The organism is Paenibacillus sp. JCM 10914 (assembly GCF_001315105.1).
GTDB lineage: Bacteria > Bacillota > Bacilli > Paenibacillales > Paenibacillaceae > Paenibacillus_AQ.
The window spans coordinates 376,283-402,129 of record NZ_BAZR01000001.1 but is presented as its reverse complement, the minus strand read 5'-3'; the positions used below and the strand labels follow the sequence as shown (position 1 = coordinate 402,129).

Annotated in this window: 20 protein-coding genes, 4 pseudogenes and 1 other annotated feature (1 of these 25 cut by a window edge); of the genes and pseudogenes, 5 read left to right on the top strand and 19 right to left on the bottom strand. The window is 50.4% G+C overall.

What is annotated here, in order from left to right:
• Positions 1-169: 169 nt before the first annotated feature.
• Together dapF and JCM10914_RS01825 are read right to left on the bottom strand one after the other, a co-directional pair.
• Positions 170-1,000, bottom strand: coding sequence for a diaminopimelate epimerase (dapF, locus tag JCM10914_RS01830; RefSeq protein ID WP_023956719.1), 831 nt, complete (start codon positions 998-1,000; stop codon positions 170-172).
• Between the two features lie 76 nt (positions 1,001-1,076).
• Positions 1,077-3,864: pseudogene (locus JCM10914_RS01825) on the bottom strand (calcium-translocating P-type ATPase, SERCA-type).
• A gap of 183 nt (positions 3,865-4,047) precedes the next feature.
• Here JCM10914_RS01825 and JCM10914_RS01820 point away from each other — a divergent pair.
• On the top strand, positions 4,048-5,796 hold the full coding sequence (locus JCM10914_RS01820) for an NFACT family protein (RefSeq protein ID WP_023956714.1): 1,749 nt from the start codon (positions 4,048-4,050) through the stop codon (positions 5,794-5,796).
• A 61-nt stretch (positions 5,797-5,857) separates the two neighbouring features.
• On the opposite strand, the gene JCM10914_RS01815 is transcribed toward JCM10914_RS01820, so the two are convergent.
• The 9 genes and pseudogenes from JCM10914_RS01815 to JCM10914_RS01775 form a co-directional block, all read right to left on the bottom strand.
• Positions 5,858-6,733: a PHP domain-containing protein gene (locus JCM10914_RS01815; protein WP_023956712.1), complete on the bottom strand. Its 876-nt coding sequence runs from the start codon at positions 6,731-6,733 to the stop codon at positions 5,858-5,860.
• A gap of 37 nt (positions 6,734-6,770) precedes the next feature.
• Entirely contained in the window at positions 6,771-7,667 is an 897-nt protein-coding gene (locus JCM10914_RS01810) for a LysR family transcriptional regulator (protein ID WP_023956710.1), read from the bottom strand.
• 139 nt (positions 7,668-7,806) lie between these two features.
• Complete coding sequence (locus tag JCM10914_RS01805) at positions 7,807-8,244, bottom strand: hypothetical protein (RefSeq protein ID WP_023956708.1); 438 nt, start codon at positions 8,242-8,244, stop codon at positions 7,807-7,809.
• A 349-nt stretch (positions 8,245-8,593) separates the two neighbouring features.
• On the bottom strand, positions 8,594-8,857 hold the full coding sequence (locus JCM10914_RS01800; protein ID WP_023956706.1) for a YlbG family protein: 264 nt from the start codon (positions 8,855-8,857) through the stop codon (positions 8,594-8,596).
• Between the two features lie 52 nt (positions 8,858-8,909).
• Complete coding sequence (locus JCM10914_RS01795; RefSeq protein WP_023956704.1) at positions 8,910-9,347, bottom strand: YlbF family regulator; 438 nt, start codon at positions 9,345-9,347, stop codon at positions 8,910-8,912.
• A gap of 105 nt (positions 9,348-9,452) precedes the next feature.
• Positions 9,453-11,162: a helicase-associated domain-containing protein gene (locus JCM10914_RS01790; protein ID WP_023956702.1), complete on the bottom strand. Its 1,710-nt coding sequence runs from the start codon at positions 11,160-11,162 to the stop codon at positions 9,453-9,455.
• Between the two features lie 3 nt (positions 11,163-11,165).
• A pseudogene (locus JCM10914_RS01785) lies at positions 11,166-12,910 on the bottom strand (DNA repair helicase XPB).
• A 112-nt stretch (positions 12,911-13,022) separates the two neighbouring features.
• Positions 13,023-14,192 (bottom strand): M20 family metallopeptidase, encoded by a 1,170-nt coding sequence (locus JCM10914_RS01780; protein WP_148300171.1) that lies wholly within the window; start codon positions 14,190-14,192, stop codon positions 13,023-13,025.
• A gap of 33 nt (positions 14,193-14,225) precedes the next feature.
• The gene (locus JCM10914_RS01775) at positions 14,226-14,738 is read right to left on the bottom strand and encodes an NUDIX hydrolase (RefSeq protein WP_023956694.1); all 513 of its coding nucleotides are present in this window, start codon (positions 14,736-14,738) and stop codon (positions 14,226-14,228) included.
• A gap of 245 nt (positions 14,739-14,983) precedes the next feature.
• Here JCM10914_RS01775 and JCM10914_RS01770 point away from each other — a divergent pair, with 245 nt between their 5' ends.
• Both JCM10914_RS01770 and ftsW read left to right on the top strand, forming a co-directional pair.
• The gene (locus JCM10914_RS01770; RefSeq protein ID WP_023956692.1) at positions 14,984-15,331 is read left to right on the top strand and encodes a YugN family protein; all 348 of its coding nucleotides are present in this window, start codon (positions 14,984-14,986) and stop codon (positions 15,329-15,331) included.
• A 12-nt stretch (positions 15,332-15,343) separates the two neighbouring features.
• Positions 15,344-16,557: pseudogene (ftsW, locus tag JCM10914_RS01765) on the top strand (putative lipid II flippase FtsW).
• A 51-nt stretch (positions 16,558-16,608) separates the two neighbouring features.
• On the opposite strand, the gene JCM10914_RS01760 reads toward ftsW, so the two are convergent.
• A complete protein-coding gene (locus JCM10914_RS01760; protein WP_023956686.1) occupies positions 16,609-16,995 on the bottom strand; it encodes an Asp23/Gls24 family envelope stress response protein in 387 nt (128 codons plus the stop codon).
• Positions 16,996-17,183: 188 nt separating this feature from the next.
• Here JCM10914_RS01760 and cax point away from each other — a divergent pair, with 188 nt between their 5' ends.
• Entirely contained in the window at positions 17,184-18,254 is a 1,071-nt protein-coding gene (gene cax, locus JCM10914_RS01755; protein ID WP_023956684.1) for a calcium/proton exchanger, read from the top strand.
• A 90-nt stretch (positions 18,255-18,344) separates the two neighbouring features.
• Here the strand turns inward: cax and JCM10914_RS01750 are convergent, their stop codons facing one another.
• The 6 genes from JCM10914_RS01750 to JCM10914_RS01730 form a co-directional block, all read right to left on the bottom strand.
• Positions 18,345-18,632 (bottom strand): YlaN family protein, encoded by a 288-nt coding sequence (locus JCM10914_RS01750; RefSeq protein ID WP_023956682.1) that lies wholly within the window; start codon positions 18,630-18,632, stop codon positions 18,345-18,347.
• Positions 18,633-18,782: 150 nt separating this feature from the next.
• Positions 18,783-19,028 carry an HPr family phosphocarrier protein gene (locus JCM10914_RS01745; protein WP_023956681.1) on the bottom strand — a complete coding sequence of 82 codons (246 nt, stop codon included), beginning with the start codon at positions 19,026-19,028 and terminating at the stop codon, positions 18,783-18,785.
• Positions 19,029-19,124: 96 nt separating this feature from the next.
• A complete protein-coding gene (locus tag JCM10914_RS01740; RefSeq protein ID WP_023956679.1) occupies positions 19,125-20,240 on the bottom strand; it encodes an aminopeptidase in 1,116 nt (371 codons plus the stop codon).
• A gap of 123 nt (positions 20,241-20,363) precedes the next feature.
• Positions 20,364-20,843, bottom strand: coding sequence for a hypothetical protein (locus tag JCM10914_RS29580; RefSeq protein WP_231638448.1), 480 nt, complete (start codon positions 20,841-20,843; stop codon positions 20,364-20,366).
• Positions 20,801-21,196, bottom strand: coding sequence for a hypothetical protein (locus JCM10914_RS29575; RefSeq protein WP_023956675.1), 396 nt, complete (start codon positions 21,194-21,196; stop codon positions 20,801-20,803). Before JCM10914_RS29575 ends, JCM10914_RS29580 begins: the two co-directional genes overlap by 43 nt.
• A 102-nt stretch (positions 21,197-21,298) precedes the next feature.
• Positions 21,299-23,290: a sensor domain-containing diguanylate cyclase gene (locus tag JCM10914_RS01730; protein ID WP_023956673.1), complete on the bottom strand. Its 1,992-nt coding sequence runs from the start codon at positions 23,288-23,290 to the stop codon at positions 21,299-21,301.
• Positions 23,291-23,762: 472 nt separating this feature from the next.
• Between JCM10914_RS01730 and rpsD the strand changes: the two genes are divergently transcribed.
• Positions 23,763-24,365, top strand: coding sequence for a 30S ribosomal protein S4 (gene rpsD, locus JCM10914_RS01725; protein WP_023956671.1), 603 nt, complete (start codon positions 23,763-23,765; stop codon positions 24,363-24,365).
• A gap of 57 nt (positions 24,366-24,422) precedes the next feature.
• Here the strand turns inward: rpsD and tyrS are convergent.
• Positions 24,423-25,696: pseudogene (gene tyrS, locus JCM10914_RS01720) on the bottom strand (tyrosine--tRNA ligase).
• 52 nt (positions 25,697-25,748) lie between these two features.
• Positions 25,749-25,847: a binding site (T-box leader), on the bottom strand; it runs 160 nt beyond the window's last position.

The following is a 25,847-nucleotide window of genomic DNA, read 5'->3' as shown; positions in this document are numbered from 1 at the left end:
CATCCTGCTTCGAGGTTTGACGAAAGTGAACCTCGAGGTCGGGTGGTTCTCACTCACCCACAATTTGCTCAAGAAGGCTGCTATAGATGACGGCCTCTTTGTCACCGTTTGTGCCCTAGGACGATCTCAGGAATCACAAGCAGAAGTATGTTCCCCGATTTGTGGATTATTACAGATTGCCTTTGTAGACCATTTCGGCTGGTCCTGTCATATACACATGATTGTCATTCTCGTCCCACTCGATAAACAGATCGCCGCCCTTGAGCGAGATCCATGCATTACGATCGGTAGAACCATTCAATACGGAGGACACGAGCGTTGCACATGCGCCCGTTCCGCAAGCGAGCGTTGGACCCGCTCCACGTTCCCACACCCGCATATCCACTTGATCCCTCGTGTTCACTGTAGCGAATTCTACATTAATCTTCCTTGGGAATAGTGGATGAACTTCCAGTTTAGGCCCCCATACGCCAAGATCAAAATTCACAGCATCGTCCACATAGATCACGCAATGTGGATTTCCCATGGACACAGCCGTGAAACGAAACTCGCGTCCGTCCACTTCAATGGGATGGTCTACCACCGGGTTAAGGTCCACCGTCGTCGGAACTTGTAATCCGTTCAGCACCGGTTCCCCCATATCGACGCGAACACTGCTAACTTGACTGTCTTGCACGGTAAGGCCAACCCTCTGCACACCTGCACCGATCGTTTCAATCGTAATCTCCTCACGGTCGATATGACCATGATCGTACACGTATTTCGCGACGCACCGAATCGCGTTACCGCATTGCTCGGCCTCGGAGCCGTCAGAGTTCATAATACGCATCATGAAATCCGCCTGTTCGGAAGGCAGAATATATACAAGACCGTCTGCCCCGATACCGAAGAAGCGATTACACAACTTCACGGCTAATTCGGAAGCATCGTTCGGAAGCTCTTGCTTGCCATACACGACAACAAAGTCGTTGCCAAGGCCGTGCATTTTCGTAAATTCCATAGTAAAAACCCATCTCCTCTACTATTGCTGCAATCGAGCATAGCATATCGTAGAAAAGATGGGCCAGCCATTCATTTTACGCTGAAATATTTGCACTCTTCGTCATCATGCTGCGGCGGTTACGGTTCCGTCTGCCGCCCCACACACTGCCCGCTCCCATCAGGAACGTTGGGATGCCGGCAGCCACAAGCGTAAGCGCCCATTCCTTCAACCCGAGCGGTACAGTCTTAAAGATCGGCTGCAGCGCTTCAATGTACATAACCCCCAGCATCAGAAGCACCGAGGATAATACGGCGAGTACAAGCGCCTTGTTCTGCAGCGGGTTGCGGTGAAAAATCGAACGCGAGCTCCGGCAATCAAACACATGGATCAGCTGTGCCATAACCAAGGTAGCAAATGCAACCGACTGCGCCTTCGCCAGTTGTCCGGGATCATTCGGCGCAATGCGCAGCGTGAGCCAGAACGCACCGAGTGTGCATAAGCCGATCAGAATGCCGCGGCTGATGATTTTCCAGCCTAACCGTCTGGCGAATATATTCTCTTTGGCTCCCCGCGGCTTGTGTTCCATCAAATCCTTCTCTGGCTGATCCACGCCGAGCGCCATGGCCGGCAAGCCATCCGTCACCAGATTGACCCACAGGATCTGGATCGGCACGAGCGGTAACGGCAATCCGAGCATCATCGCGAAGAACATCGTCAGGATCTCGCCCACATTCGAGGCGAGCAAATAGCGAATGAACTTGCGGATATTCTCATAGATGCTCCGCCCCTCTTCAATCGCCGCCACAATCGTGGAGAAATTATCATCACTGAGTATAAGGGATGACGCTTCCTTTGTTACATCCGTACCGGTAATGCCCATGGCTATCCCAATATCCGAAGCTTTAATGGCCGGCGCATCATTGACGCCATCTCCGGTCATCGCCACAACATGGCCCTTACGCTGCCAGGATTTGACGATCCGAAGCTTATGCTCCGGGGATACGCGCGCATATACATAAACCGACTCCACCTTGGCGTCGAGCTCCTTGTCGTCCATCCGGGACAATTCCTGGCCTGACATCGACAGACCGTTTCTTGGCATGATGCCGAGCTGGGAAGCGATCGCTTCCGCGGTTGTCCGGTGGTCCCCGGTGATCATGACTGTCTTGATGCCCGCACGGCGGCACGTGACGATGGCATCCCGCACTTCGCGCCGCGGCGGATCGATCATTCCCGCCAACCCGACAAAGATCAGCTGGCTCTCTGCCTCCTGCTCGGTCTCCGGCTTATCGTACGATCGGAGATCGCGATAGGCAAGTCCGAGAACGCGTAGCGCTTCCTTCGCCATGCCTTCATTGGCGGCCAGCACCTTCTGTCGCAGCGTCCCGGTAAGCGGAACGACATTGCTTCCCACAAAATATACGTACACGCATCCAGCAGCACGTCGGGTGCTCCCTTCGTGCAAAGGAGGCGTCCGCCTTGATGGTTAACAATAACCGACATCAGCTTCCGTTCGGAATCGAAGGGGAATTCTTTATCCCGCTGGTACATTGCATCCAGCTACTTCGATTCAAGCCCATTTTGGAAGATAGCGTGAGCAGGGCACCTTCTGTTGGGTCTCCTTTCAGCTCCCAGCCTGCCGCAGACTGCTCCTCCTTGCCTTTTCGCTTATTACGCATCTCGGCTTGCGTATTCTCATAGATCTCTGCATTGTTACAGAGTCCGCTAATTTGCAGTAGCCTCCGCAGTTCCTGATCCGATCTCAGCTCTATTGGCTTTCCGCGGTGCAGGATTTGTCCGGTCGGCTCATACCCTTGTCCCGTCACCTCGAGCGACCGACCGCCAAGCCACACCTGTGTCACCGTCATTTTATTCTGAGTCAATGTGCCTGTCTTATCGGAACAGATCACCGAGGCGCAACCGAGCGTTTCCACGGAAGGCAGCTTACGTACGATCGCTTTACGCTTGATCATCCGTTGCACCCCTAGAGCGAGCGCAATCGTAACAATGGCCGGCAGCCCCTCCGGAATAGCAGCTACCGCAAGACTGACACCCGCAAGGAACATAGCAGGTGCAGGCTGTCCATGAAGTATGCCTGCTACCACCACCAAGATCGTTAGGCCCAGCGACATGGCGATCAGAATTTTGCCTAACTGCTCCAGCCGATGCTGAAGCGGTGTCTCCTGCGATTCGGTATTTTGAATAAGGTCGGCGATTTTGCCCATTTCCGTGTCCATGCCCGTCTGAATAACGACACCCTTAGCGCTGCCTCGGGCAACCATCGTGCCCATAAATCCGATGTTCTTGCGATCACCTAGCGGTACATCCGCCTCCGCGATCGGTTCAGCATGCTTATTGACAGGCAGAGACTCTCCCGTCAGCGCCGATTCCTCAACGCTGCAGCTATTAATCTCCAACCAGCGTACGTCCGCTGGAATGCGGTCCCCGCTCTCAACCAGTATGACATCGCCTGGAACAAGTTCTTTGGCTGCAATCTGCACAACCTTGCCGTCCCGCAACACTTTGGAAGTAGGCGCTGACAACTGCTTCAAAGCCCGCAAGGAACGTTCCGCCCGGAATTCCTGAACGAAGCCGAGTATACCGTTAATGAGTATGATCGCGATGATGGTCACAGCATCCAAATACTCGCCAAGCAGACCGGATACCAAGGTGGCACCAAGCAGCACCAACACCATAAAATCCTTAAACTGATTCAAGAACAGAACAAATGGAGAAATTTTAACGCCTTCGGAGAGCTCGTTGTAGCCGCTCGTTTTTCGCCTCTCTGCGGCTTCCCCTTCCGTGAGGCCCTGCTCCGGACGAAGATGCAGCACCTGCTGCAATTCATCCGTATCCATCTGGTGCCATTGCTTTTGTTCCATGCTTCCCTTCCCTCCCGGTTGTATTGCAAGATCCGGCGGATGACAGCTTTTCCACCCTTTCTAAAGTAAATGTATTCGGACAGGTTCTGAATTATCACAGAAGGGCGCTTAAGTTTTTGGCGGAAGTATGGCATCATAGAGGAGAACGATAGGAAGGGTAATTGACAGATAGGAGAATGAATCATGGCACTAGACGGCATCGTAACCCGTGCGATCGTGCATGAGCTTCAATCATGCAAGGGTGCACGCATCAATAAAATATATCAGCCCGGGGATCGGGACATTGTCCTGCACATTCGAACCCAGCAAGGGAACGCCAAGCTGCTGCTGTCCGCAAACCCTACATATCCGCGGGTGCATCTTACGCAGGAGACGTTTGTAAACCCGGCCGAGGCCCCGATGTTCTGCATGATCTTGCGCAAGCACTGCGAGAGCGGCATCATTGAGGACATCCAGCAAGTCGGGATGGAGCGGATGATTCAGCTGACGATTAGGCAGCGGGATGAACTCGGCGATATCTCCTCCAAGAAAATCATCATTGAGCTAATGGGCAGGCATAGCAACATCATTCTGCTGGATCCAGAGGCCGGCACCATCCTCGACGGCATCAATCATGTAACGCCAGCCATTAGCAGCTACCGGGTTGTTATGCCCGGTTTCCAATACACCGAGCCGCCTGAACAGCACAAGCTTAATCCGCTGGAGACGACGCAAGAAACGTTTCGGGAAGCCTGCTTGCTCAGCGAGGAATCGGGGGTATCCTGGCTGGTTAGTGCATTTAGCGGACTCAGTCCGTTAATCGCGCAGGAGATCGTGCACCGGGCTCAAGCCGTTCATAATGAAGAGAAGGATTGCGGCAGCCTCTGGACGGCGTTTGACTCTATTATGGCAATGGTTCGCCAGCATCGTTATGAACCGGTCTCGGGCCTTAATAGCAAGGGCAAATCCGTCTTCTCTGTCATTCCCTTAACGATGGTAGAGGAAGAAACCCGAAGCTATGAAACCGTCAGCCAATGCATGGAGGATTACTACGGGGATAAAGCGCAGCGAGATGCAGTTAAGCAGAAGGTGAGCGACCTGCTTCGTTTTCTACAGAATGAGCGCGCCAAGAACATCAAGAAACTCGACAAGCTGCATGAAGATTTGGAAGAAGCCGGCGATGCAGACCGTTACCGGATATCCGGTGAGCTGCTGTTCGCTTCGCTGCACATGATCCAGAAAGGCGACAAGGAAGCGAAGCTCATTAACTTCTACGATGAAGAGCAAGCAGAGGTCGCCATATCGCTTGATCCGCTTCTAACGCCGTCGGATAATGCACAGCGCTATTTCAAAAAATATAACAAATACAAGAACAGTTTAACTATCATTAACGAGCAACTGATCAAGACCCGCGAAGAAATTCAATATTTGGAGAGCCTATTACAGCAGTTAGCACATGCCTCCCTGAATGATATTGATGAAATCCGGGATGAGCTCATTCAACAAGGGTATCTTCGGGATCGCAGCCGCAAGGTGAAGAAGAAGAAAAAGAACGACAAACCGACGCTGCATGTCTACACTTCATCTGAAGGCATCGAACTGTATGTGGGCAAGAACAATCTGCAGAACGAATACGTAACCAACCGACTCGCTGCTAGCAACGATACCTGGCTGCACACGAAGGACATTCCGGGGTCGCATGTGGTAATTCGTAGCAACGAGTATGGGGACAGCACCCTGCAAGAGGCCGCGCAGCTGGCGGCATACTATAGTCAGGCCAAAGAATCCAGCAGCGTGCCTGTGGATTACACCCTGATCCGGCATGTTCGCAAGCCGAATGGCGCGAAACCCGGATTTGTCATCTACGATAATCAGAAGACGTTGTTCGTCACGCCGAACGAACAACAGATTAAATCCATGCCAAACACGGTTAAAAATAACCGCAACAGTTAACTACACAAAGAGGGCGTAAGACAAGAGTGAACTCTTGCCTTACGCCCTCTATTACATGAAGTCACTCCTCAATTGAGGCCGCTCTCGCTGATTTCAGTTGAGCGAGTACATTCATTGGCAACTGCTTGCTGCCAATATCCCCGTGAAAAACTTGTCCTTGTCTGACGCCATGATAATCCGATCCGGCCGTCACGATCAGGTCGTATTCCTCCGCCATGGCTAAATATCGTGCTGCGTCTGTCGTATCATGATCCGAATGGTACACTTCAATCCCCTTCACCGCTGCTTCGGCAATGATCTCCCGCACGAGTGCGTCATCACCATATAAGCCAGGATGAGCGAGCACCGGTACCCCGCCTGCGGCGACAATCCACTCGCACGCTTCCCGGGGATGAATTCGCGGCTGCGGAGCGTAGGCCACCGCTCCTTGTGCCAAATATCGGTCGAATGCATCACGCATCGTGCTCGCATAACCTTTACGGACCAGTGCATCCGCGATATGCGGGCGGCCAATACTCTCATCTGGCTCAAGCGATCGCCCTAAGCCGCCGATCACCTCATCCATCGTCAGCTCTAATCCGAGCGCACGAAGTTTGTCCAGAATTTTCTCATTCCTGACATCTCGTGTAAGGCGGAGTTCAGCAAGCCGTGCGAGAAAGTCAGGGTCCAGGTAATCCACATAATAACCGAGAATATGAATATCCTTGCCGCTTGCCATCGTGCTGATTTCAACCCCCGGCACGACAACCACATTCCAGCGCCTCCCTGCCTCCAGAGCTTCGGCTATTCCAGCTACCGTATCGTGATCCGTAATAGCAATCGCACCCAATCCCCGGGCCTGCGCGAGCTCGACATTCTCTGTTGGAGTGTTCATTCCATCTGAAGCCTGCGTATGGGTATGCAGATCACACCCGCCTTGATCATCTGTCAGACGCATTGCTTTCACCACCTTTAACCATTTGGTCCATTAATCATTATTTCTTTTGTTCACGTAAGTAGGATAAGAACGTGCTTGCCGACATCGGTAACCGCGCGGAGCGTAATTGAATAGAGTAGAAATTCCGTTTGAAAGAAGCATCCGCAATATCAATCATCTTGACCAGGCCAAGCGCGGTTTCATGTTTGACTGTCGAAGTGGAGAGCATCGTGATGCCAAGTCCCTCCTCCACTGCGGATTTGACTGCACCGGTACTTCCTAATTCCATCACGGTTTGTATGCTTGCAGGATCAACCCCCCGTTGTAGCAGAACATCCTCCATTACCTGGCGCGTGCCTGATCCCTTCTCTCGCAGTACGAATGGATACGTGAGGACATCTTCGAGCACAATTGGATCTGTTCGCTCAGCCAGCGGGTGCCCGGCTGGAACGATCAGCTTCAGCTCGTCCTCCATCACAGCGTCCAATACCATATCAGGATGCTCGACCGGAGCCTCAATCAATCCGAAATTAAGCTGATAACTCGCAATTTCTTCAAGAATTTGCGTTGTATTTATCACTTTGAGCATGATAGAGATATCCGGGTATTCCCGCCCGAACGGGCCCAGCAGACGCGGCAGCACATATTCACCGATCGTCAGACTCGCGCCAAGCTGCAATCGGCCCAACAGCATGTTCGAGAACGCGGCCATCGCTGCATCCGTCTCCCGCGAGAGTTCCAGGCTCCGTCTGGCAAAAGGCAACAGCGTTCTTCCCGCTTCAGACAGCTCCATCCGTTTGGTCGAGCGGATGAGCAGTTTGGTCCCGAAATACTCCTCCAGCGCCTGCACCTGCATCGTAACTGCCGGTTGGCTCATATGCAGCGACTGAGCCGCCGAAGAGAAACTCCCCCGCTCCGCAACGGTATAAAAAATATGTAGTTGGTGAAAGTTCATGACGGATCGCTCCTCTCGCTGTCTTCTGCCTCGTATCATTCATTGTAACGGATAACCGGATGAAGTGTACACAAAAAGGACATCCGCGCTTACGCTCGCATGCCGAAACAATCCTAACTGATTAAGGCTCTTATCTATGTTATTTACGTTTACGGCTGTTCTTAATGAGCGTCATTCGCCGTGAATGACGAAGCCACGAGTAATAAGACTTCAGATCACGAAGTTCGATCGTCTCCGACATCCGTCCGAGAAAGGTGACGATAATCATGCGGTGCAGCGGATTGCCAATTAGATCACGCTCATGCTCAAGCTCAGCGAACTCCGCCACGACAACCAGATCATCATCGATTAAATATACGTCCTGCTCATTGCGATAATAGGGTACGATCCGGCTCTGCTTCAGACATTCCCACATCCACGTACCAATCTCCTCGTGGGAGGTGTTGCTGTCCTCAACTCGATCCGTATATCGGCTCTTCGCATGATTGGTTATAACGACGTCGGCTACTTTTTTATCATTCAAGGTAATATAAAACGGCTCATAGGTGCTCCACCGCTCTGTCCCTTTATCGCGCATGGATTATCACTCTCCACCAAACGGGTCTTTGTATCTATGTATATATACCCAACATATTACATCATTCCACTAGGATTCACAAGATTGAAACATCTTTATTTGTGAATAATTACCGAAATATTAGAAGAATCGCTAGTTGTATCCTTGCCGTTCAGGTAGGAAACTGATGAAATGATGCTAATTGTAACATAGACAACACCCACATTTGTTACAGTTTATTAAACCAAATACTTTTTTATTCCAATGCGCGCAGAATCATTCCTTATTTTTTTCATCATCAAAAAAACGGCCCTTAGGCCGCTTTTCCGTGTTGTATTAACAAGTGTACCCGATCTGCTCTGCCATACGGTTATGGCCCGTAAAACTTCGCTTTATCCGGCCCTTTGCTGCTGTACTCCGTCTTAATCTCATTCCGGTAGGAGCGTTCGATTTTGCGAACGTATGATAATCTCCGGATGTTCTTCATGGTCTCTTCTGCCCGATCAGCATTCACGTACATCACAGCGTAGTGCATGCGGCGTGAAATATAATGAAGGCTGCCGTACTTCTCCAAGTTCCTTGCTGCCTTCACGTCGCTGACCCATATAATAAAACCGGTACGTTCAGCTAACATCTTGAGCTCCCCGCCTCACTTTCATCTACTCTCTATATTAGCCAAGAACATATTAACCGCAGCCGCACGCTCCGCCGCTGCCACAGCCCTTCTTCGGCATCGGGTCGTTGCTTGGGACCTTGATCGTCTCAGAGACCGAGAAGGCAATTCTCTCGGACATCGAATGCAACAGATCATCCAGATTCTTCTCAGCCTGCTTAAAGCGGGCGACTGGCTCGAGCAGTTCCAATTCTGCTTCCACCTTGCTCACTTCATCCTGTGCGGAATGATAGTTCGGATGGAAGTGTCCGAATCGCTGAGTCTCCTCGAACAGTTCCTTCTTGGTATCAAGCAGGCGGACCAGACCCTGTACAGCTGCATCCCGCTCAACGGCCTGCTTCCAATATAGATAATCCGCCACTTCGACGGAAGCATTAATCATGTCGCCTATCTCATAGGCATAGGTGAGCACCTCGGCCATATCGACCGTGTTTAATTCCGATACGCTCATGAACTCATCCCGTTTCTCTATTAGATTGGACCACTGTATCTATAGTGGCCTTATCCCATCATAGCATAACCAACGTCTCTTAAGAAGGGGGGAATTCATACGCTTTCAAGAAGGAATAATGAGCCGCATTTCCTTCCACTCCCCATCTTGTAATTGAACAATGACTCCTTCTTTATCCGAATCCTGCTCATAGATCACCCCCGTTATGGCCCATGGATGACGCACAAGCTGATGTGGTACAAATTCCATTCGGTTCCCATCTACACAGATTTCCAGTTTCGCTGAGATGTTCAGAGCCTCCTCCATCATTTGCTTGGCAGTGGAGCTATGATAACTACGCCAATCCCGTACCCACATCAAGGGGAGATGATCGAGTGGAGGCAGTACATCATTTCGTTCTGGCAGCGTTTCGTCCAGCTCATACTGCAGCTCGTGCTGCCCGCGGATGCCATTTATCATAACTCTGTTGATTGAACCACTCGAAGCAGCCGTAAACCCGCCATAAATGCTCTGATTGCCTTCAAACAAGTTAGCTAGCCTACTATCTTCTCTGTTATCTTGGATGGACAAGCTCTCATTCTCGGCGCTCCAGAATCGCAGTGCCGTCATTACATTGTCAGGTATGCCCGATGACGTCTGTTTCTGAAGAAACGGCACGATACATTCCGACTCGATCCCGATCGCTGCTGCCTGCCAGATCGAATCTCTTGTCAGACGATACACGGTCATCCAGTCATCCGTGACCCGTTCGGTGAACAGCGCCGTAGTAAATTTTATTTTCATGGGTACCTCCGGCGGTAACAACAGTTCAAAATCGGGTTGAACATACAAAGTTCCTCCCGCTTCAGTGCAACGTTCTTCATGCGGTTCCGATTGCAGCAAGCGACCAGGTTCCACCCGCCAACGCACGAATAAATTGCCCCCAGCATTCCTCCCGATGTCCATATAACCGCAACCTGCCATGAAACACAGCCAAGGCATAATATCTCCGTTCGATAATAGCGTCGGAGCCGTGACAGCACCCACTCCATCATCATGCCTGCTTCCCATCAACATGAATTCGGCCGCATACCAATGCCCTCGGTTCAAGGAGGCATCACATAAACGCCAGGTAAAGTGCTGGTACGCCGGCAAGCTTGGTACAAAGCGCTCCATCATCATGTTGAAGATTAGACGGTCCGTAGCTTCTCGCGTCAACTCTAACCATGCCTCCACAGAAGCTGAATTCAAGCTGAGTTTAGCTCTACTCACCGATATCAGACCAAAATAGAACAACGCATCCAGAATCACCGCCACTTGTGCCGGATAAGCATCCTGATGCACGTATTGAAGATCAAGTTGTTCGGCATCCACTTGAGATAACGCTATGATTTCCGCCAGCCGCTGAATATGCCTCTTATGCAGTACCCCTTTACTAGTAACAGCTACCTCATGCTTGATAACATATACAAGCACATTGAACATATCTACTGAAATACCGCAGGTTCCTTCCTGACTGAGTTCTACATTCGCGGAAGGGGAAGCCGGGGCTATGTAACCACCGAAAGCTCTATAGAGAGCTTTCCGTTTAGCGAACGGGACAAAATACAAGCGTTCACCCCAGCCCTGCTTCATGGCTTGAATGTAGCCCTGTTCTCGCAATGACAAGAAAGCCAGTTGAATGTCCATGCCGCTCATTCGCTCAACCGTAAGCATTCGCAGCTTACCTTCATCAAAGCTTTGACCAGCGAAGATTTCCCAGATGCGGCGAAGTACACGACGTTCATGAAGTGGAAGCTGATCGATCGCGCAACCCCCATTCGAATCGAGAACCATGTATCAAGGCACCTCCTTAAACAAACCATGGCTCCGGCGTCCAATCCCATGCCCAAACGCATGTACACCTTCCAACAGGCCATGCTGCTCGCTGACCGTTACGGAATGGTATTCATACCCTTGCTCAATCAGAAATAATTGTCTTCGAAGGGCAAACATCTCCTCCCGGCTGTCCGCGGATACCAGAGTGTAGAAAAAGGCTCGATTATGCCCCTGCTTAGGACGGAGGAGACGCCCGAGTCGCTGGGCTTCTTCCTGGCGGGAGCATAGCTCCCCGATAGTTCTATTGCTACGGAAGCATCAGGCAAGTCCACGGCGAAATTCGCAACTTTGGATACGACGAGCCTGCGCACATCGCCTCTGCGGAATGCGGCATACAGCTCTTGTCGCTGCTCCTGCGTTGTCTGTCCGGTAATGAGCGGCGCTTGCAGACGCTCTGCAATCAAATGCAGCTGATCCAGGTATTGCCCGATAATCAGCGTTTGGGCCTCGTGATGATGCTGGATCAACCGACAGGCGGCGTCAAGCTTCAAGGGATTCTCAGCAGCGAGCCGATACTGCTCGCGTTTACTGGCGGCAATGCTCGCATTCTTCACCTGCTCGGGCAACGGAACCTTGATCTCGGCACATGCCACTTCCGCAATCCATCCGGTCTCCTCCAGCCGCTTCCAAGGCATTTCATATCGCTTAGGCCCGATCAGCGAGAATACATCATGCTCCCGCCCGTCCTCCCGGACGAGCGTCGCTGTAAGTCCAAGACGACGCGTCGCCTGGATATCCGCAGTTGCCCGAAACACGGGCGCAGGAAGCAGATGAACTTCGTCGTAAATAATCAGACCCCAGCGCCGCTCGTTGAACAATTTCATATGAAGCTGCTCGTCATCCTTCCCCTTACGATGAGTCAGAATTTGATAGGTGGCTACGGTGACCGGACGCACCATCTTACGCTGGCCGGAATACTCTCCGATGTCATCAGACGTTAATGAAGTCCTGCTCTGCAGTTCCCTTGACCACTGCCGAACGGACGTTGTATTCGAAGTCAGAATCAAGGTCTCACACTTTAATTCAAGCATAGCCGCCAAACCAATGATCGTCTTTCCCGCTCCACAGGGAAGCACCAGCACTCCGTTGCCGCCTTCACCGTCAACGTCTTTGAAAGATTCGACGGCGCTACGCTGGTAATCCCTCAGTTGGAACGACTCATTTTCACGCCAGTGCATGTCCAGATATTGACCATCTTGATAACCGGCACGGTCAAGTACAGGATAACCGAGCCTTGTCAGCTCTTGCTTTATTTCCCCGCGTCGCTCAGCGGGCACTTGTGCGGCTTGCAACGAAATGAACTCCATCCCCAGGCTCCCTAATGCCACAGCATGTCGGGACTTCAACTCCTGAATCAACGTTTCATGATCGCTATACAAGACCAGCCAACGCTCTCGGGTGGGATGGGGTAAGAGTGACAATTGGCCATACCTGCCCATCAGTTGACGAATATCATCCAGAACGGTCGCAGGAACATCAAAGCGAGACAGTGACTGCAGGCTTGTCGCTACCTCTGCCGGGCTCATGCCTGCTGCTGCTGCGTTCCATAACGACAACGGGGTGATACGATATGTATGAAATGACGAAGGACTTTTGATTAGATCGGCATAACCAGCAAGTGCATCGCGCGCGGCTTCATAATCGGCATGACAGGTTTCAAGCAGCACGGTGCGGTCCCGCTGGACGATACACGGTTTGTTATGCATCTGAGCTTCCTCCTGGTGATTAATAGACAAAAGGAAGCCCAGATCCAAGTGTTCCGGATCCGAACTTCCCCTATAATGATTAGAATTGCCCATTCATTCCATTTCCATTCAGTTACTCGCCATTCTGATAGCTGGCGACCATTTCGATCAGCAGCTTCACGCCATGCAGCATCGCATCCTCATCAAAGTCAAACATCGGATGATGATGCGGATAGATCGCCTCTTTCTCAGGATTGCCCGCACCGACAAACATGAAACAGCCGGGGATCTCCCGCAAATAATATGCAAAGTCCTCCGCCGGCATTAATTTGGGAGACAGCACGACCTGGTCAGCGGCAAATACCTTTGGAGCCGTCCGGAAGAAGCGGGCGGTCTCATCCCCGTCATTCACCACAGCTGGGTAACCTGACAGGTAACGTACTGAGGCCTCGGTAGCATACGTCTCCGCCACCGTTCTCGCCATCCGTTCGATCCGCTCGCGAATCAAAACGCGCGTGTGTTCGTCGAAGGTGCGTACCGTTCCCGTGAGGCGGCAGGACGATGCGATAACATTCTGCGCCGTCCCCGCTTGAATCGTTCCCACTGTAACGACGGCGGGCTGGAGCGGATCAACCGTGCGGCTGACGATGGTCTGCAACTGCATCACCAGCGCGGCCCCCGCCACGAGCGCATCTGCCGTTACGTGCGGCATGCCGCCGTGCCCACCGCGGCCGGTAATATCAATAAAGAATTCATCTGTTGCCGCCATCAGCGGACCGGGAGCGCTGGCTGCCGTGCCAAGCGGCAATGGTGTCCACAGATGAAGGCCATAGACCACGTCAGCTCCCGCAAGTGCCCCATCCTTAATCATCTCGATGGCGCCGCCGGGGCATAACTCCTCGGCTGGCTGGAACATAAAACGAATCTCGCCTTGGATCTCCTCTCCGAAGGTGCTGTAATATGCCGCCGCACCCAGCAGGATAGACGCATGACCATCATGACCGCAGGCGTGCATTACGCCTGGAACACTTGATTTGTATTCGCAGCTCTTTCCGTCATCAATCGGTAGAGCATCCATATCCGAACGGAGCACCACCGTTTTTCCAGGTTTCTCCCCTTTCAGAACACCGATAACGCCATAGCCCCCCACGCCGGTCTTCACTTCCATTCCGAGTTCCCGCAATCGCTCGGCTATAAATGCCGAAGTCTCCTTCTCTTGAAAGGATAGCTCCGGATGAGTATGTAAATGACGACGCCACTTTACCATTTGTGGAAACCACTGTTCCCAAAAAACTTCCTTCATCAAGTTGCATCATCCTCCCCGCCTGTTTACGGCTCAATCAATCGCAAGAAAGTTATACAGTCTGCTCAGCAATAACCCGTGTCCAACCATCGCATCTACCGGGTCACCTTCTTTGATCTTGCGATATACGTCCCTCAGCGGAACCCACACGGCAGTTACATCTTCGTCTTGATCTTGCTTGCTGCCGACCGGTTCACCGGATAGCTTGATCTCATCTGTAAAATAAAAGTTCACGCGTCGGTTGGCGAGCGAGGCCATCGGGTAGGCATTTCCCATAAAATGCAGATCCCTGCACAGTAATCCCGTTTCCTCTTCCAGTTCCCGCCGCACAGCCTCCGTACTGCCCTCGCCTGGCTTGATCGTTCCACCAGGAAGCTCCCAAGTAATTTCGTCCACTGCCTCCCTATGCTGATTCACCAGCAGTAAACACCCTTTATGGACGGCGATAACCGCCGCAGATTCCGGGATATGATCGATCACGACGATATCCTTCTGCCGGTTCTCTTCCACAGCGTAATAATCGGTTAGGTAGACAATACGATTCACTGCACACACCTGCTTTCCCATTTGAAATAGAGGCCATATGAATATATAACCACTTGAATGGAAAGCGTACATGTCACAGCGTTTTCATCTGCTTTTATTCTAACAGAAAAGTGGAATGTCTGTCGTTACCAAAATGTCAGCAAGGAAGCGCCGAGCACGCTAGCGGTACAGGCTTGCACAAGTTCCTGAAACATACTATCATATTATAGAACTTTGCTAGGAATATTAAGGGGGTTTAAGACCACATGATTTTTGAAAATACAGGCCTTGATGGATTACACAGTGAGTTAGCTTACCTTGACGAATGTGCGGAGAAAGTCGGTTTCATTCGTTGGCAGTGGGAATATTACCGCGCTACATATGATTTGAAGATCGAAGATAAAAAAAATCAAGAAGAATACTTCCTGCGCTTTAACACACGTGCCGTTGAAGGAAAGCTTGAGAAACCCGACACGATCTTGAAGATCGAAGCGGTATATCTTGGCAAAGCCACCTTCCCGCACGGTCTTGAATACGAGTCCATGGCCCCTCAACCGGTTATGAACATCGCGACCAAGAAGCTGCAAGAGCTTAAAGCTTTGCTGGAAGCGTAAGGGACCGACATTATGAATACGACCAAACCTCAGCCGAAGAGAGGGACGCCAGACTTCCAACTGCTCATCCTTACCTTGCTGCTCGTAGGATTCGGACTGATTATGGTGTTCAGTTCCAGTTCCAGCTTGGCCGTTTTCAGTTACAATGACGCGTTATATTTTACGAAGCGACAGGCCGCCTTTGCCGTATTAGGCACGATCGTGATGTTTGTCGCCATGAACATCAACTACAAGAAATACCGCCAGCTCTTTATACCCGTGTTCTTTCTGACACTGCTGCTGCTCGTACTTGTCGTCGTTGTCGGCAAGACCACCAACGGCGCCGTGAGTTGGTTTCATCTCGGCTCGCTCGGCATCCAGCCCACGGAGCTGGCCAAGATCGCGACCATCGTGTACCTCGCGGCGCTAATTACCAAAAAAGGGGAACGAATCCGGCAATGGAAAGGCGGCTTCTTCCCCGTACTCATTATTGTGGGGATGGTGGCAGGCCTGATCATGCTTCAGCCCGATCTGGCTCATGCTTCATCCTCGTCGCTACCAGCGGCCTGCTGATCTATGCCGGTGGCGCGAACCTGAAGCATATCCTAGCTTCAATCTCGCTGGTAGTGCTAGGATTAGCGCTCACCTTAGGTGTAGGGTCGCTGTTTAATTCAGGTGCAGGCGATAATCCGGAACAAGCTTCCAAGGATTATAAGATGGGACGGATCGAAGCATTCCTGGATCCGTTTCATGACGAGTCCGACACGAGTTACAATCTCATTCAATCACTCATTGCGATCGGACAAGGCGGTGTAACCGGCGCGGGTTACGGCGAGAGCGTGCAGAAGCTGCATTACCTCCCCAACCCGTATAACGATTTCATCTTCTCGGTGATCGGTGAGGAGTTTGGCTTTGTTGGAACCGCCATATTCTTACTCATTTATTTATATTTCATATTACGGGGAATTATCGTATCGCTCCGTTGCTCTGATCCCTTCGGCACTTTGACCGGTGTAGGGATTATGGGGTTAGTCGCTATTCAGGCGTTTATCAACATCGGGGGCGTCACCAACACGATTCCGATTACGGGAGTCACACTGCCCTTCATCAGTTACGGCGGTTCGTCACTGCTGGTCATGATGCTCAGCATGGGAATCGTACTCAGCATTTCGAGGGACAGTACCCGGCCGCTGAAAGAGGAGAAGGTAAAATCCGTAATAAAAAAAGACTACCGGGCGACCGTGTAGTCTTTTTTCTGTAGTTTTTCAACATGTGCGGGGTTATCCCCAATCTCTTTCCTATTTGGCGCGAAGCGGTATATCGTCGAATTCGTCGTCTTTAAACGCTACGCCCTCGACCTTCACGTTGACCTCTACCACACGCAGGCCCGTCATGCTCTCTACAGCCTCGCGTACGTTCTGTTGAAGCATGCGGCACACTTCATGTATCGGGGTCTCATACAGGACGATGATCCGCAGATCCACCGCAGCCTCAAGCTGCCCTACTTCGACTGTAACACCCTTCTGCACGTTCTTACCGCTGAGTCTCTTGGCCCAGCCCTCGGACAGTCCACCGGACATTGCTGCGATACCTGGGGTTTCCAAGGCAGCCAATCCGGCAATTTTCGAGACGACATCATCCGATATTCGAATTAAACCGTTATCCAGTTGAAGTTGTTCCGTCATGCCATTTCCTCCTTCACCTCATTATCCGTTATTGTAAATCCTAACGGGCATAAAAAGCAAATGCTCCCTCTTAAAAAACGGATAATTTTTCAAATTATTTGGGTATATTGTAAAAAGAGTTACGATTATCGTCGTTTTCGCTCGGATGGAAACGAACGAATACATAGACCAAAGGACGGATACACGTTATGAAATGGTTGAACCCCGCGCTGCTTATCCTTACTTTTGCACTAAGTGCTATCGGACATTGGGCAGGCTGGAACTATACACTGCAGTTTATCCTCTCTTCAATTTCAGTCATCTTTGTCGCCGGTTTTCTCGGACGAGCTACCGAAAGCGTTGCGCATTTTGCGGGCCAACGACTCGGCGGATTCCTTAACGCGACCTTCGGCAACGCGGCCGAACTAATCATTGCCATCCTCCTGATTCGAGAAGGACTATATGATATGGTAAAAGCGAGCATCACGGGCTCCATCATCGGCAACCTGCTGCTCGTGCTTGGCTTAAGCTTGTTTGCGGGAGGGCTTAAATTCAAGGTGCAGAAATACAACATGACCCTAGCAGGCCTCAACGGCTCTCTGATGACACTCGCCATCATAGCCTTGTTCATTCCGGCCGTATTCCTGAACACGCATTCGATCACGGAAGGCGAGACCAAAACACTGAGCCTGATCGTAGCCGCTATCCTGATTATCAGCTACATCGCATGGCTTCTCTTCTCCATGATTACGCACAAGGAGTATTTGGCTGACGTCAGCGATGATCATGATCAGGATGCCCTCGCGCACGAACATGGCCCTATCTGGTCTAAGCAGCGCTCGATCCTCTATCTGGTCGTAGCTACGGTCATGGTGGCATTCGTCAGTGAATGGCTGGTTGGGGTGCTTGAGCCGATCAGTCACGAGTACGGTCTGAGCGAATTGTTCATCGGGGCGTTTCTCGTCGCGATCATCGGCAATGCCGCTGAACACAGTGCAGCTATCATGCTTGCTATGAAAAATAAGATCGGCGCCGCTGTCGAAATCGCCGTTGGCAGCAGCCTGCAGATCGCCTTGTTCGTTGCGCCAGTGCTGGTGTTCATCAGCTTCTTTCTCGGCAATACGATGGATCTCGTATTTACGACACTTGAGCTTGTTGCGATCGGGGTAGCCATCTTCATTGCCCGCTCCGTGACGCAGGACGGGGCCTCCAATTGGTATGAAGGGCTGCTGCTCATTGCCGTTTACGTAATACTTGGCGTTTCTTTTTTCCTTGTGTAATCGAAAATTCGATACATCTGCAGACCAAAAAGACGCATGCCGCCGTAGCGACATGCGTCTCTCTATGTATGCGCCTGTATCAAGTACAGGCTACTCGGATTGATTCATGGCTTCGTACAGGACAGCGAGATTGCGCTCAAGCTTACTGACCATCTGCTTTCCCGTACTTTCCGGAAGGAGACCGGCTCGAACCGCGAAATCGACCTCTTTAGAGAAACCGTACATTTGGGTATCCAGCACTTCCTCATAGAGAGGGCAATAACGGGTAGCCAGATTCTCCATCTGTACTTCAATAAGCTTTAGGATTTTATCTGCATCTTCATGTAGAAGACTGATCGCTTTAAGATTCAGCTGTTCCTGTAAATCAGATGAAGTCATGATCTTCCCCCCTATGTCAAAATCACAGCACAGTTTACTATCTCTAATATTAGTCGAAAACGCTTCTCAATACAAGGACCTGCGTTAAATAGACACCTTCTATATGAAAAAACACCCTACCATAAATGGAAGGGTGTTCTCTGGCACCTGTTATTCAGCCACGACGTTAACATTCAAGCCATGTTTGGCGAATACGTCGATCATTGCTTGCTTAGCTTCATCTGCGTCAGGTCCGTGCACATGGAGTTCATAACTTTGACTGCTTACCAGTGTTGTGAACAGACCCAAGATGCTCTTCACATCAATGTACTTATTCTCAGCCTGCAACACGATGGAAGAAGAGAACTGGCCTGCGGTTTGCGAAATTTCTACGATAGCTTGATTGTTACTCGACATACGAATCCCTCCGTCACTTTAGGATCTGAACAAATGCTCATCATTGCTCCTTCATGATACATTGAATCCGTTTTCTTATGCAACAATTTTTCCAATCTATTTAAGATTTTCCGGATTTAAATCCGCCAGTTCAGGAATGACAAAAATCCCGTCCTTGCGAATCAGACGATCGTCGAAGTAAATCTCGCCACCGCCGTACTCCGGACGCTGAATTAGCACCAAATCCCAATGGATGGAAGAACGGTTGCCATTATCTGTTACATCATATGCTTGACCCGGTGTAAAATGCAGGCTTCCCGCGATTTTCTCATCAAAGAGAATATCCTTCATTGGAGTCAAAATATACGGATTGAAGCCGATTGCGAATTCACCGATATATCTGGCCCCTTCATCCGCATCCAGAATTTCGTTCAGACGCTTCGTATCACTTCCCGTAGCTTCTACAATTTTTCCGTTCTCGAAACGGAACTTGATATTTTCAAAGGTTACGCCATTATATAGAGTCGGCGTATTGTATGAAATTGTGCCGTTTACGGAATCACGGACAGGTGCCGTATATACTTCGCCGTCAGGAATGTTTTTCTGACCTGAACATTTCTCTGCCCCAATATTTTTAATGGAGAAGCTTAGGTCCGTTCCCGGCCCAACGATGCGAACTTTATCGGTCTTTCTCATCAACTCAGCCAGCGGGTCTTGCGCGCGGTCCATTTTGGAATAATCGAGGTTACATACATCAAAATAGAAATCCTCAAAAGCCTCCGTGCTCGTATTCGCTAGCTGGGCCATGCTGGCGTTTGGATAACGCAGCACTACCCATTTCGTCCGCTTCACTCGCTCTTCGCTATGTACGGGATGGGAATAGAGGGAGTTGTAGAGCTTCATATTCTCTTCCGGCACGTCGGCCAGATCGTTAACGTTCTCACCCGCGCGAATGCCAATATAGCAATCCATCTGCTTCATGCGGCTAAGATCAAGCTCGGCCCACAACTCAAGCTGCTCTTTATTCGCATTCTTCAACATGGCACGCTGCACCGTGCGGTCGGTCAATTGAACGAAAGGACGTCCGCCTTTGTCGGCTACCTCCTCGATAATAGCATTCAGCAAGTCACGCTCCGATCCGATCATCTCGATCAGGACATTCTCACCTGGCTGCATATCTACGGAATAATTCACGAGATTCTCAGCCAATTTTTGAACCCGGGGATCACGCATTGTGTCTTGTCCTCCTTATGATGACTGTTCCTGAATAGAAATTGAACAGCGGTAAATTTATAGATTATTGTAGCACGCAATGTCGCTGTCGTCAGCGCTACTTTCGAAAAAAACAGGTTCGCACTATAAATCGCCAAACGTCACGTCGGACACCAGCGTCTCCGTTCTAGACTTCCCAGACTCATCGACGTAGGCAAGTTTACGTTCCATGGTAAGCCTCGACGGAAGCTGCGTATGTTTGTCGATCGTTAAATGACAGATTGTAGCAGCTTCTATATCGTCCAGCATTTGTCTCATTTCCTTCTCATCACGTGACCATATACTCTTTAATCGCTCGCGAACCAGCGGATCATCGCTGTATAATGGATCCCCCTTACGATCAATACGTGCTGCAAGCAACTTCATTTGTTCATCCAGTCCCGCATATGTCATCTTGGCCGCTGCCTCTTGGGATAACTCGATTCGAAGCATTGTCGTTCCACGAGCCGCTCCCAGTTCCCGGGTTACGGTCTTCTCTGACTCTCCAATGTATTCCAGCAGTTCGAGTGGATTCAACTTCCTCATCCACATTCCATCGGCGTCTCGATCAGCAGAATGCTCCATCGTCCCTCTTCTCGCTTTAAGGACACCGAAGTTACATCGGCGTTCTCCTGATTTGGCTCATTCTTCGAACCTTGATTCAGCATCGATGGCTTGCTTCGAGATGTTAAGGTCAGGTCGGTATGATGCATCAAGCTGCCCTTGTAAGCAAGACTCTGCAGATACGGACCATTCGGATCGTTTCGGATCGCTGCCTCCCCTTGAAACGTAAAGTTATCAACGCCCGATAGTCCTGCCAACGCCCGGTTAAAAGCCTCTTCGCCGGACAGACCATCCTGCATAGCGCAGCCAGTCATCCACCATATCATCCATAAGATTGCGCTCAGTCGCAGCAATACGCTGCCCCAATTCGTCATCCTGATCATCCCCTTGTTCGTCTTTCCCTTTAGGCTTACAAGCGGCCATCCACATTATGCAGACAACAGAAAAAACTCTGCAGCATCACCAACTGCAGAGCTCTAATCGACACTTATCTCGACTTCTTCTTTCTCTACGACAATTCGATTCCGGCCGCCGTTCTTAGCCTCATACAGAGCCATATCGGCCCGATAGAACAAAGATTCGACGCTGATCTTGTCGTTGGTCCAATTCCATTCGGAAATCCCGCAGGAGACCGTCACCCTCGGATCCGTCTCTTCCGCTACACGGCAGCGAATCCGTTCGGCTACTTGCAACGCCTGCTGAATACCAAGGCTAGGCAGATAAACCGCCAGTTCCTCCCCACCCCAGCGAGCCGGAATATCACTATGCCTAATCGTGGATTTGACGATATTGCTGACCTGCTTCAATATTTTATCGCCACGTTGATGACCAAAGGTATCATTCACCAATTTGAACTCATCGATATCAACTACAATTAATGATCCACAGAAATCACGGCTCTGACATTCATGAATGACTTCATCCAGATAATGTCTGGCGTACAGTTCAGTTAGCATATCCCGATTCGCCATCCGCCTGACCTCAGCGTGGAGAAAGGCGTTGCCTATAGCAAGGCCAATATGGCCGGTTAGCGCCTGGAGCAATCGATAGCTGTCATAAGAGAAATAATGGCGACTGCTATGAGTGAGCAGTATCACTCCTCGAACTTCACCGTTAACCATGAGCGGCGTCGCTATCATCGAGCTCGATCCGGTCGTGTCCATCAACTTGGACTCGGCCGGCCGCTCTTCTTGATAATCCGACAGGATCATAGGTTCCTTCGAATGATAGACAAGTCCACCCAAGCCATAGTCTTTCTCAAACACTTCCTTGGCAAGCCATTCAGCGTTGCACGATACCACTTCCAGTCCACCAAGTTCATCATTGTATATCAAAATACAGCAATAATCCGCTGCCAGGATCTTGAGTAACTCATGATTAGCGAACTGAAAAATCTCGGCCAGATGCAAGCTCTTGTTCAGCCGTTGCGTAAGCTCGTTAATCATCCGAAGCTCATGTATCATTAGATTGGATTGCTCGTACAATTTGGCATTCTCAAAAGCCGTGCCTGCCGCATCCGCCATCATCCCGAGCAGTTCCAGATCCATCTCCGGCAATTCCGACTGATCTACCTGGACATGCAGTACACCGTATACCCCTTGTTTGCCGCCCATCGGGATGCCAATCTCCACAATCGCTGGCGGACCGTCATGCGGCCGGATGGTCAATACCCCTTCCATGAATGTACGGACGTATACGTCCTCCTGCCAATGATGAAGCAAGAGAGGGCGAACCAAAGGATGACTGCTCTCATGATCCTGCGACATGAACAGTTCCACTTTGGCTTTAGGGTACAGGGCCAGAACGCTATCGATCGCTTCGTTCAAGACACTGTCTACATTAATCTGCACATGCATCCGCTTCACGTATTGAAACAGAATAGAGCGCCTGTGAACTTCACGCTCCGCTTGAGCATGAATCTTCTGTAAATCTTCTATGAATATGTATTCGAACCTTTGATAGAAGCAGGCGCGAAACTGCTGGGCGCACGACTCTGTCATGATCAAAGCATGCTCGCCATCCATCTGCCCAATAGAAAGGCTTATTAAGCGGGTAAACATTCCACTGCCTGTACGATTAAAAATCGGGTAAGAGCAGATGGCTCTCCCATCAGGTAGATTCATAGAGGCTTCCCAATCTGCGGGGCTTCCCATATCACCTTCAAGCAAGAGGGCTTCGCGACGGGACGTAAGAAGTTCCTTAATCTCGGAGGATCCTGTCAGCCATTCACCATCATGCGAAAGCAGCGCCCAGACAAATTGCCGGAGTGCGCGGCTTTGATCGCCCCCGTTCAACCACACCGAATAACTCTCTTCTATTAGAGGCTGGAGATAAGGGAAATCATGGGACGTAATGTCCAGGCCCATAAGCCACGTACGAGATCCGTTCCCAGGAACTGGCCCGGCATCTTGGAACATGACGGCAGAACCGGGAGAGCTTTCAAGCACTTTCCGTTGTTCTTCTGACATATCGGGCGCTCCTTTGCACCATAATGGAAGGCCTAACTACAGTCACTGGCGCTGTTTAGGTATGTCTGGATGATCGGTATGTAGATAAATGAGACTAGTTATTTTATATCTTATCTTACTCTGTTCTACCCATTTTTGCATCAGAAATTATGCATTTTTCACAATATTTTTAGGTCCATGGTCCTATCGACAAAATTAGACAAAAAGTACTAAAAAATTTAAGATAACCATATCCAAGGTTAAACTTGACTTTGTATCATTAATTCATATAATATTTATTGTTGAATAAGAATGCAATGCATTCGTTAAATTTGGGCGGAATCGTTGTGTCACCCTCACGTTATTTGTTACTGACAGGACAGCGGCTGAACTTTCCTGACAGAATCTTGCGGGCTATCCGATCAAGAATGCGACAAATACGGCGCAAATAGAGGCCTCCAGAAATTTTAATTAAAAAGGAGTCTATATAACAATGGCACGTTACACCGGTCCTAAATTTAAATTAAGCCGTCGTCTGGGAATCTCCCTGAGCGGTACAGGTAAAGAACTTGCAAAGCGCCCTTTCCCTCCAGGTCAGCATGGTGCTAACCAACGGAGAAAGATCAGCAACTACGGTATGCAGCTTCAAGAGAAGCAAAAGCTGCGTCTGATGTACGGCTTGGGCGAGAAGCAATTCCGCACGCTCTTCAACAAAGCTACGAACATGAAAGGTATCGCTGGTGAAAACTTCATGTTCCTGCTTGAGAGCCGTTTGGACAACCTCGTATATCGTCTTGGTCTGAGCAACTCCCGTGCAGGTGCACGTCAATTGGTTGCACACGGTCATGTGACAGTTAACGGCAAGAAAGTCGACATCGCTTCCTACTCTGTTAGCATCGGTGATGTAATCGGTCTTCGTGAAAGAAGTCGTGGCTTGTCTTCCATCAAGGAAGCTTTGGCTAACCGTGTTCATCTTCCAGCTTACGTTGAGTTTGACGAGACTGCAATGGAAGGTAAGTATATCCGTCTTCCAGAACGTTCCGAGCTTTCTCAAGATATCGACGAGAAGCAAATCGTCGAATTCTACAACCGTTAAGATTGACACCAAACCTCAAAAACCTGAAGGCTACCAGCCTTCAGGTTTTTTTATTACTTAAACATCGTGCGTGTGCCCCGAAGAAAGCCTTAATCGCGCAAACTTACGTTTCCCCATTTGAATGATGTCACCAGTCTGAGGAGTCATGTCGCTATCGATTTCGATTATTTTTTCTCCATTCCACCTTACTGCGTTCTGCTGGATGCTCCGTCTAGCCTCTGCGTTAGAGGCGGCGAAACCCAGCAGCGTCAGGAGCTTGATGATTTGAATCTTGCCGTTCTCCAATTCTTCGCCAGGGAGAATGAAATCCTTGATATCGCCCGGAAGGGTGCGCTGCTGAAATACCGTGACAAAATGCTGCTGCGCTGCATCTGCAGCCTCCAGTCCGTGATACATACGAGTCAAGGTATGAGCCAGTCTCATTTTGGCGTCGCGAGGATGGATGCGTCCTTGGATAAGCCCGTCTTTCAACTCTACGCACTCGTGATCCGCCATATCCGTCGCAAGTTCCAAATATTTCAACATGAGCTCGTCAGGCACTGACATCGCTTTGCCATAAATGTTGTTAGGCTCCTCATCGATCCCGATGTAGTTGCCCAGGCTTTTACTCATCTTTTGTACGCCGTCCAATCCTTCAATCAGCGGCATCGTCATGATCACCTGAGCTGCTTTGCCATATTCCTTTTGCAGCGTCCTCCCCATTAACAAGTTGAATTTCTGATCAGTCCCGCCAAGCTCAACGTCGGTGTTAAGCGCAACCGAATCCATACCCTGCATCAACGGATAGAAGAACTCGTGAATGCTGATCGGAAGCCCCCCATGATAGCGTTTTGTGAAATCATCGCGCTCCAGCATCCGGGCCACCGTCACTTTGGCAGACAGATGAATCACCTCCGCAAATGTCATCGGCGCGAGCATTCCGAGTTAAAATACACTTCGGTCTTCTCAGGATCCAGCAACTTGTAGATTTGTCGCTTATACGTCTGCGCATTATGCTTCACGTCCTCTTCCGACAACTGCTTGCGCGTCTCAGACTTACCTGTCGGGTCTCCAATTCGGCCGGTAAAGTCACCGATGATAAGCTGCACGCGATGTCCCAATTCCTGGAACTGACGCAACTTCTGCAGCACGACGGTATGACCAACATGTAGATCGGGTGCCGTTGGATCCAGCCCAAGCTTCACGCCAAGCGGCTTGCCGGACACGACTGCATTCATGACCTTCTGCTTCAATTCGTCTGCGGGCACCATCTCTACGGCACCGCGTGAAATCACTTCCATCTGATGCTCGACTTCCTGTTGCTGGCTGCTCGTTAAATCTTCCCACCTCATGTTCAGTTCCTCCTCATCGTTTCAGCAATGCAAAAAAAGCCCCTTCTCATCCACAAGGGACGAGAAGGAGCGCTCGCGTTACCACCCTAATTAAAGCCCGCCTTACCAAGAAGCGGACTTTCACTTCATTGCCATAACGGGATCGTCATCC

Coding starts and splice junctions, on each gene's coding strand:
- JCM10914_RS29575 (WP_023956675.1), bottom strand. CDS start 21,196: ATGACGAATTGGGGCAGCGTATTGCTGCGACTGAGCGCAATCTTATGG.
- JCM10914_RS01740 (WP_023956679.1), bottom strand. CDS start 20,240: ATGCGTGATCCCCGGGTTCAAAAATTGGCTGAGAATCTCGTGAATTAT.
- JCM10914_RS01800 (WP_023956706.1), bottom strand. CDS start 8,857: ATGTTAGCTGAACGTACCGGTTTTATTATATGGGTCAGCGACGTGAAG.
- cax (WP_023956684.1), top strand. CDS start 17,184: ATGAAATGGTTGAACCCCGCGCTGCTTATCCTTACTTTTGCACTAAGT.
- JCM10914_RS01815 (WP_023956712.1), bottom strand. CDS start 6,733: ATGCGTCTGACAGATGATCAAGGCGGGTGTGATCTGCATACCCATACG.
- JCM10914_RS01770 (WP_023956692.1), top strand. CDS start 14,984: ATGATTTTTGAAAATACAGGCCTTGATGGATTACACAGTGAGTTAGCT.
- dapF (WP_023956719.1), bottom strand. CDS start 1,000: ATGGAATTTACGAAAATGCACGGCCTTGGCAACGACTTTGTTGTCGTG.
- JCM10914_RS01820 (WP_023956714.1), top strand. CDS start 4,048: ATGGCACTAGACGGCATCGTAACCCGTGCGATCGTGCATGAGCTTCAA.
- JCM10914_RS01745 (WP_023956681.1), bottom strand. CDS start 19,028: ATGTCGAGTAACAATCAAGCTATCGTAGAAATTTCGCAAACCGCAGGC.
- JCM10914_RS01790 (WP_023956702.1), bottom strand. CDS start 11,162: ATGGTTCTCGATTCGAATGGGGGTTGCGCGATCGATCAGCTTCCACTT.
- JCM10914_RS01805 (WP_023956708.1), bottom strand. CDS start 8,244: ATGCGCGATAAAGGGACAGAGCGGTGGAGCACCTATGAGCCGTTTTAT.
- JCM10914_RS29580 (WP_231638448.1), bottom strand. CDS start 20,843: ATGGAGCATTCTGCTGATCGAGACGCCGATGGAATGTGGATGAGGAAG.
- JCM10914_RS01730 (WP_023956673.1), bottom strand. CDS start 23,290: ATGTCAGAAGAACAACGGAAAGTGCTTGAAAGCTCTCCCGGTTCTGCC.
- rpsD (WP_023956671.1), top strand. CDS start 23,763: ATGGCACGTTACACCGGTCCTAAATTTAAATTAAGCCGTCGTCTGGGA.
- JCM10914_RS01795 (WP_023956704.1), bottom strand. CDS start 9,347: ATGAGCGTATCGGAATTAAACACGGTCGATATGGCCGAGGTGCTCACC.
- JCM10914_RS01760 (WP_023956686.1), bottom strand. CDS start 16,995: ATGACGGAACAACTTCAACTGGATAACGGTTTAATTCGAATATCGGAT.
- JCM10914_RS01810 (WP_023956710.1), bottom strand. CDS start 7,667: ATGAACTTTCACCAACTACATATTTTTTATACCGTTGCGGAGCGGGGG.
- JCM10914_RS01780 (WP_148300171.1), bottom strand. CDS start 14,192: ATGAAGGAAGTTTTTTGGGAACAGTGGTTTCCACAAATGGTAAAGTGG.
- JCM10914_RS01750 (WP_023956682.1), bottom strand. CDS start 18,632: ATGACTTCATCTGATTTACAGGAACAGCTGAATCTTAAAGCGATCAGT.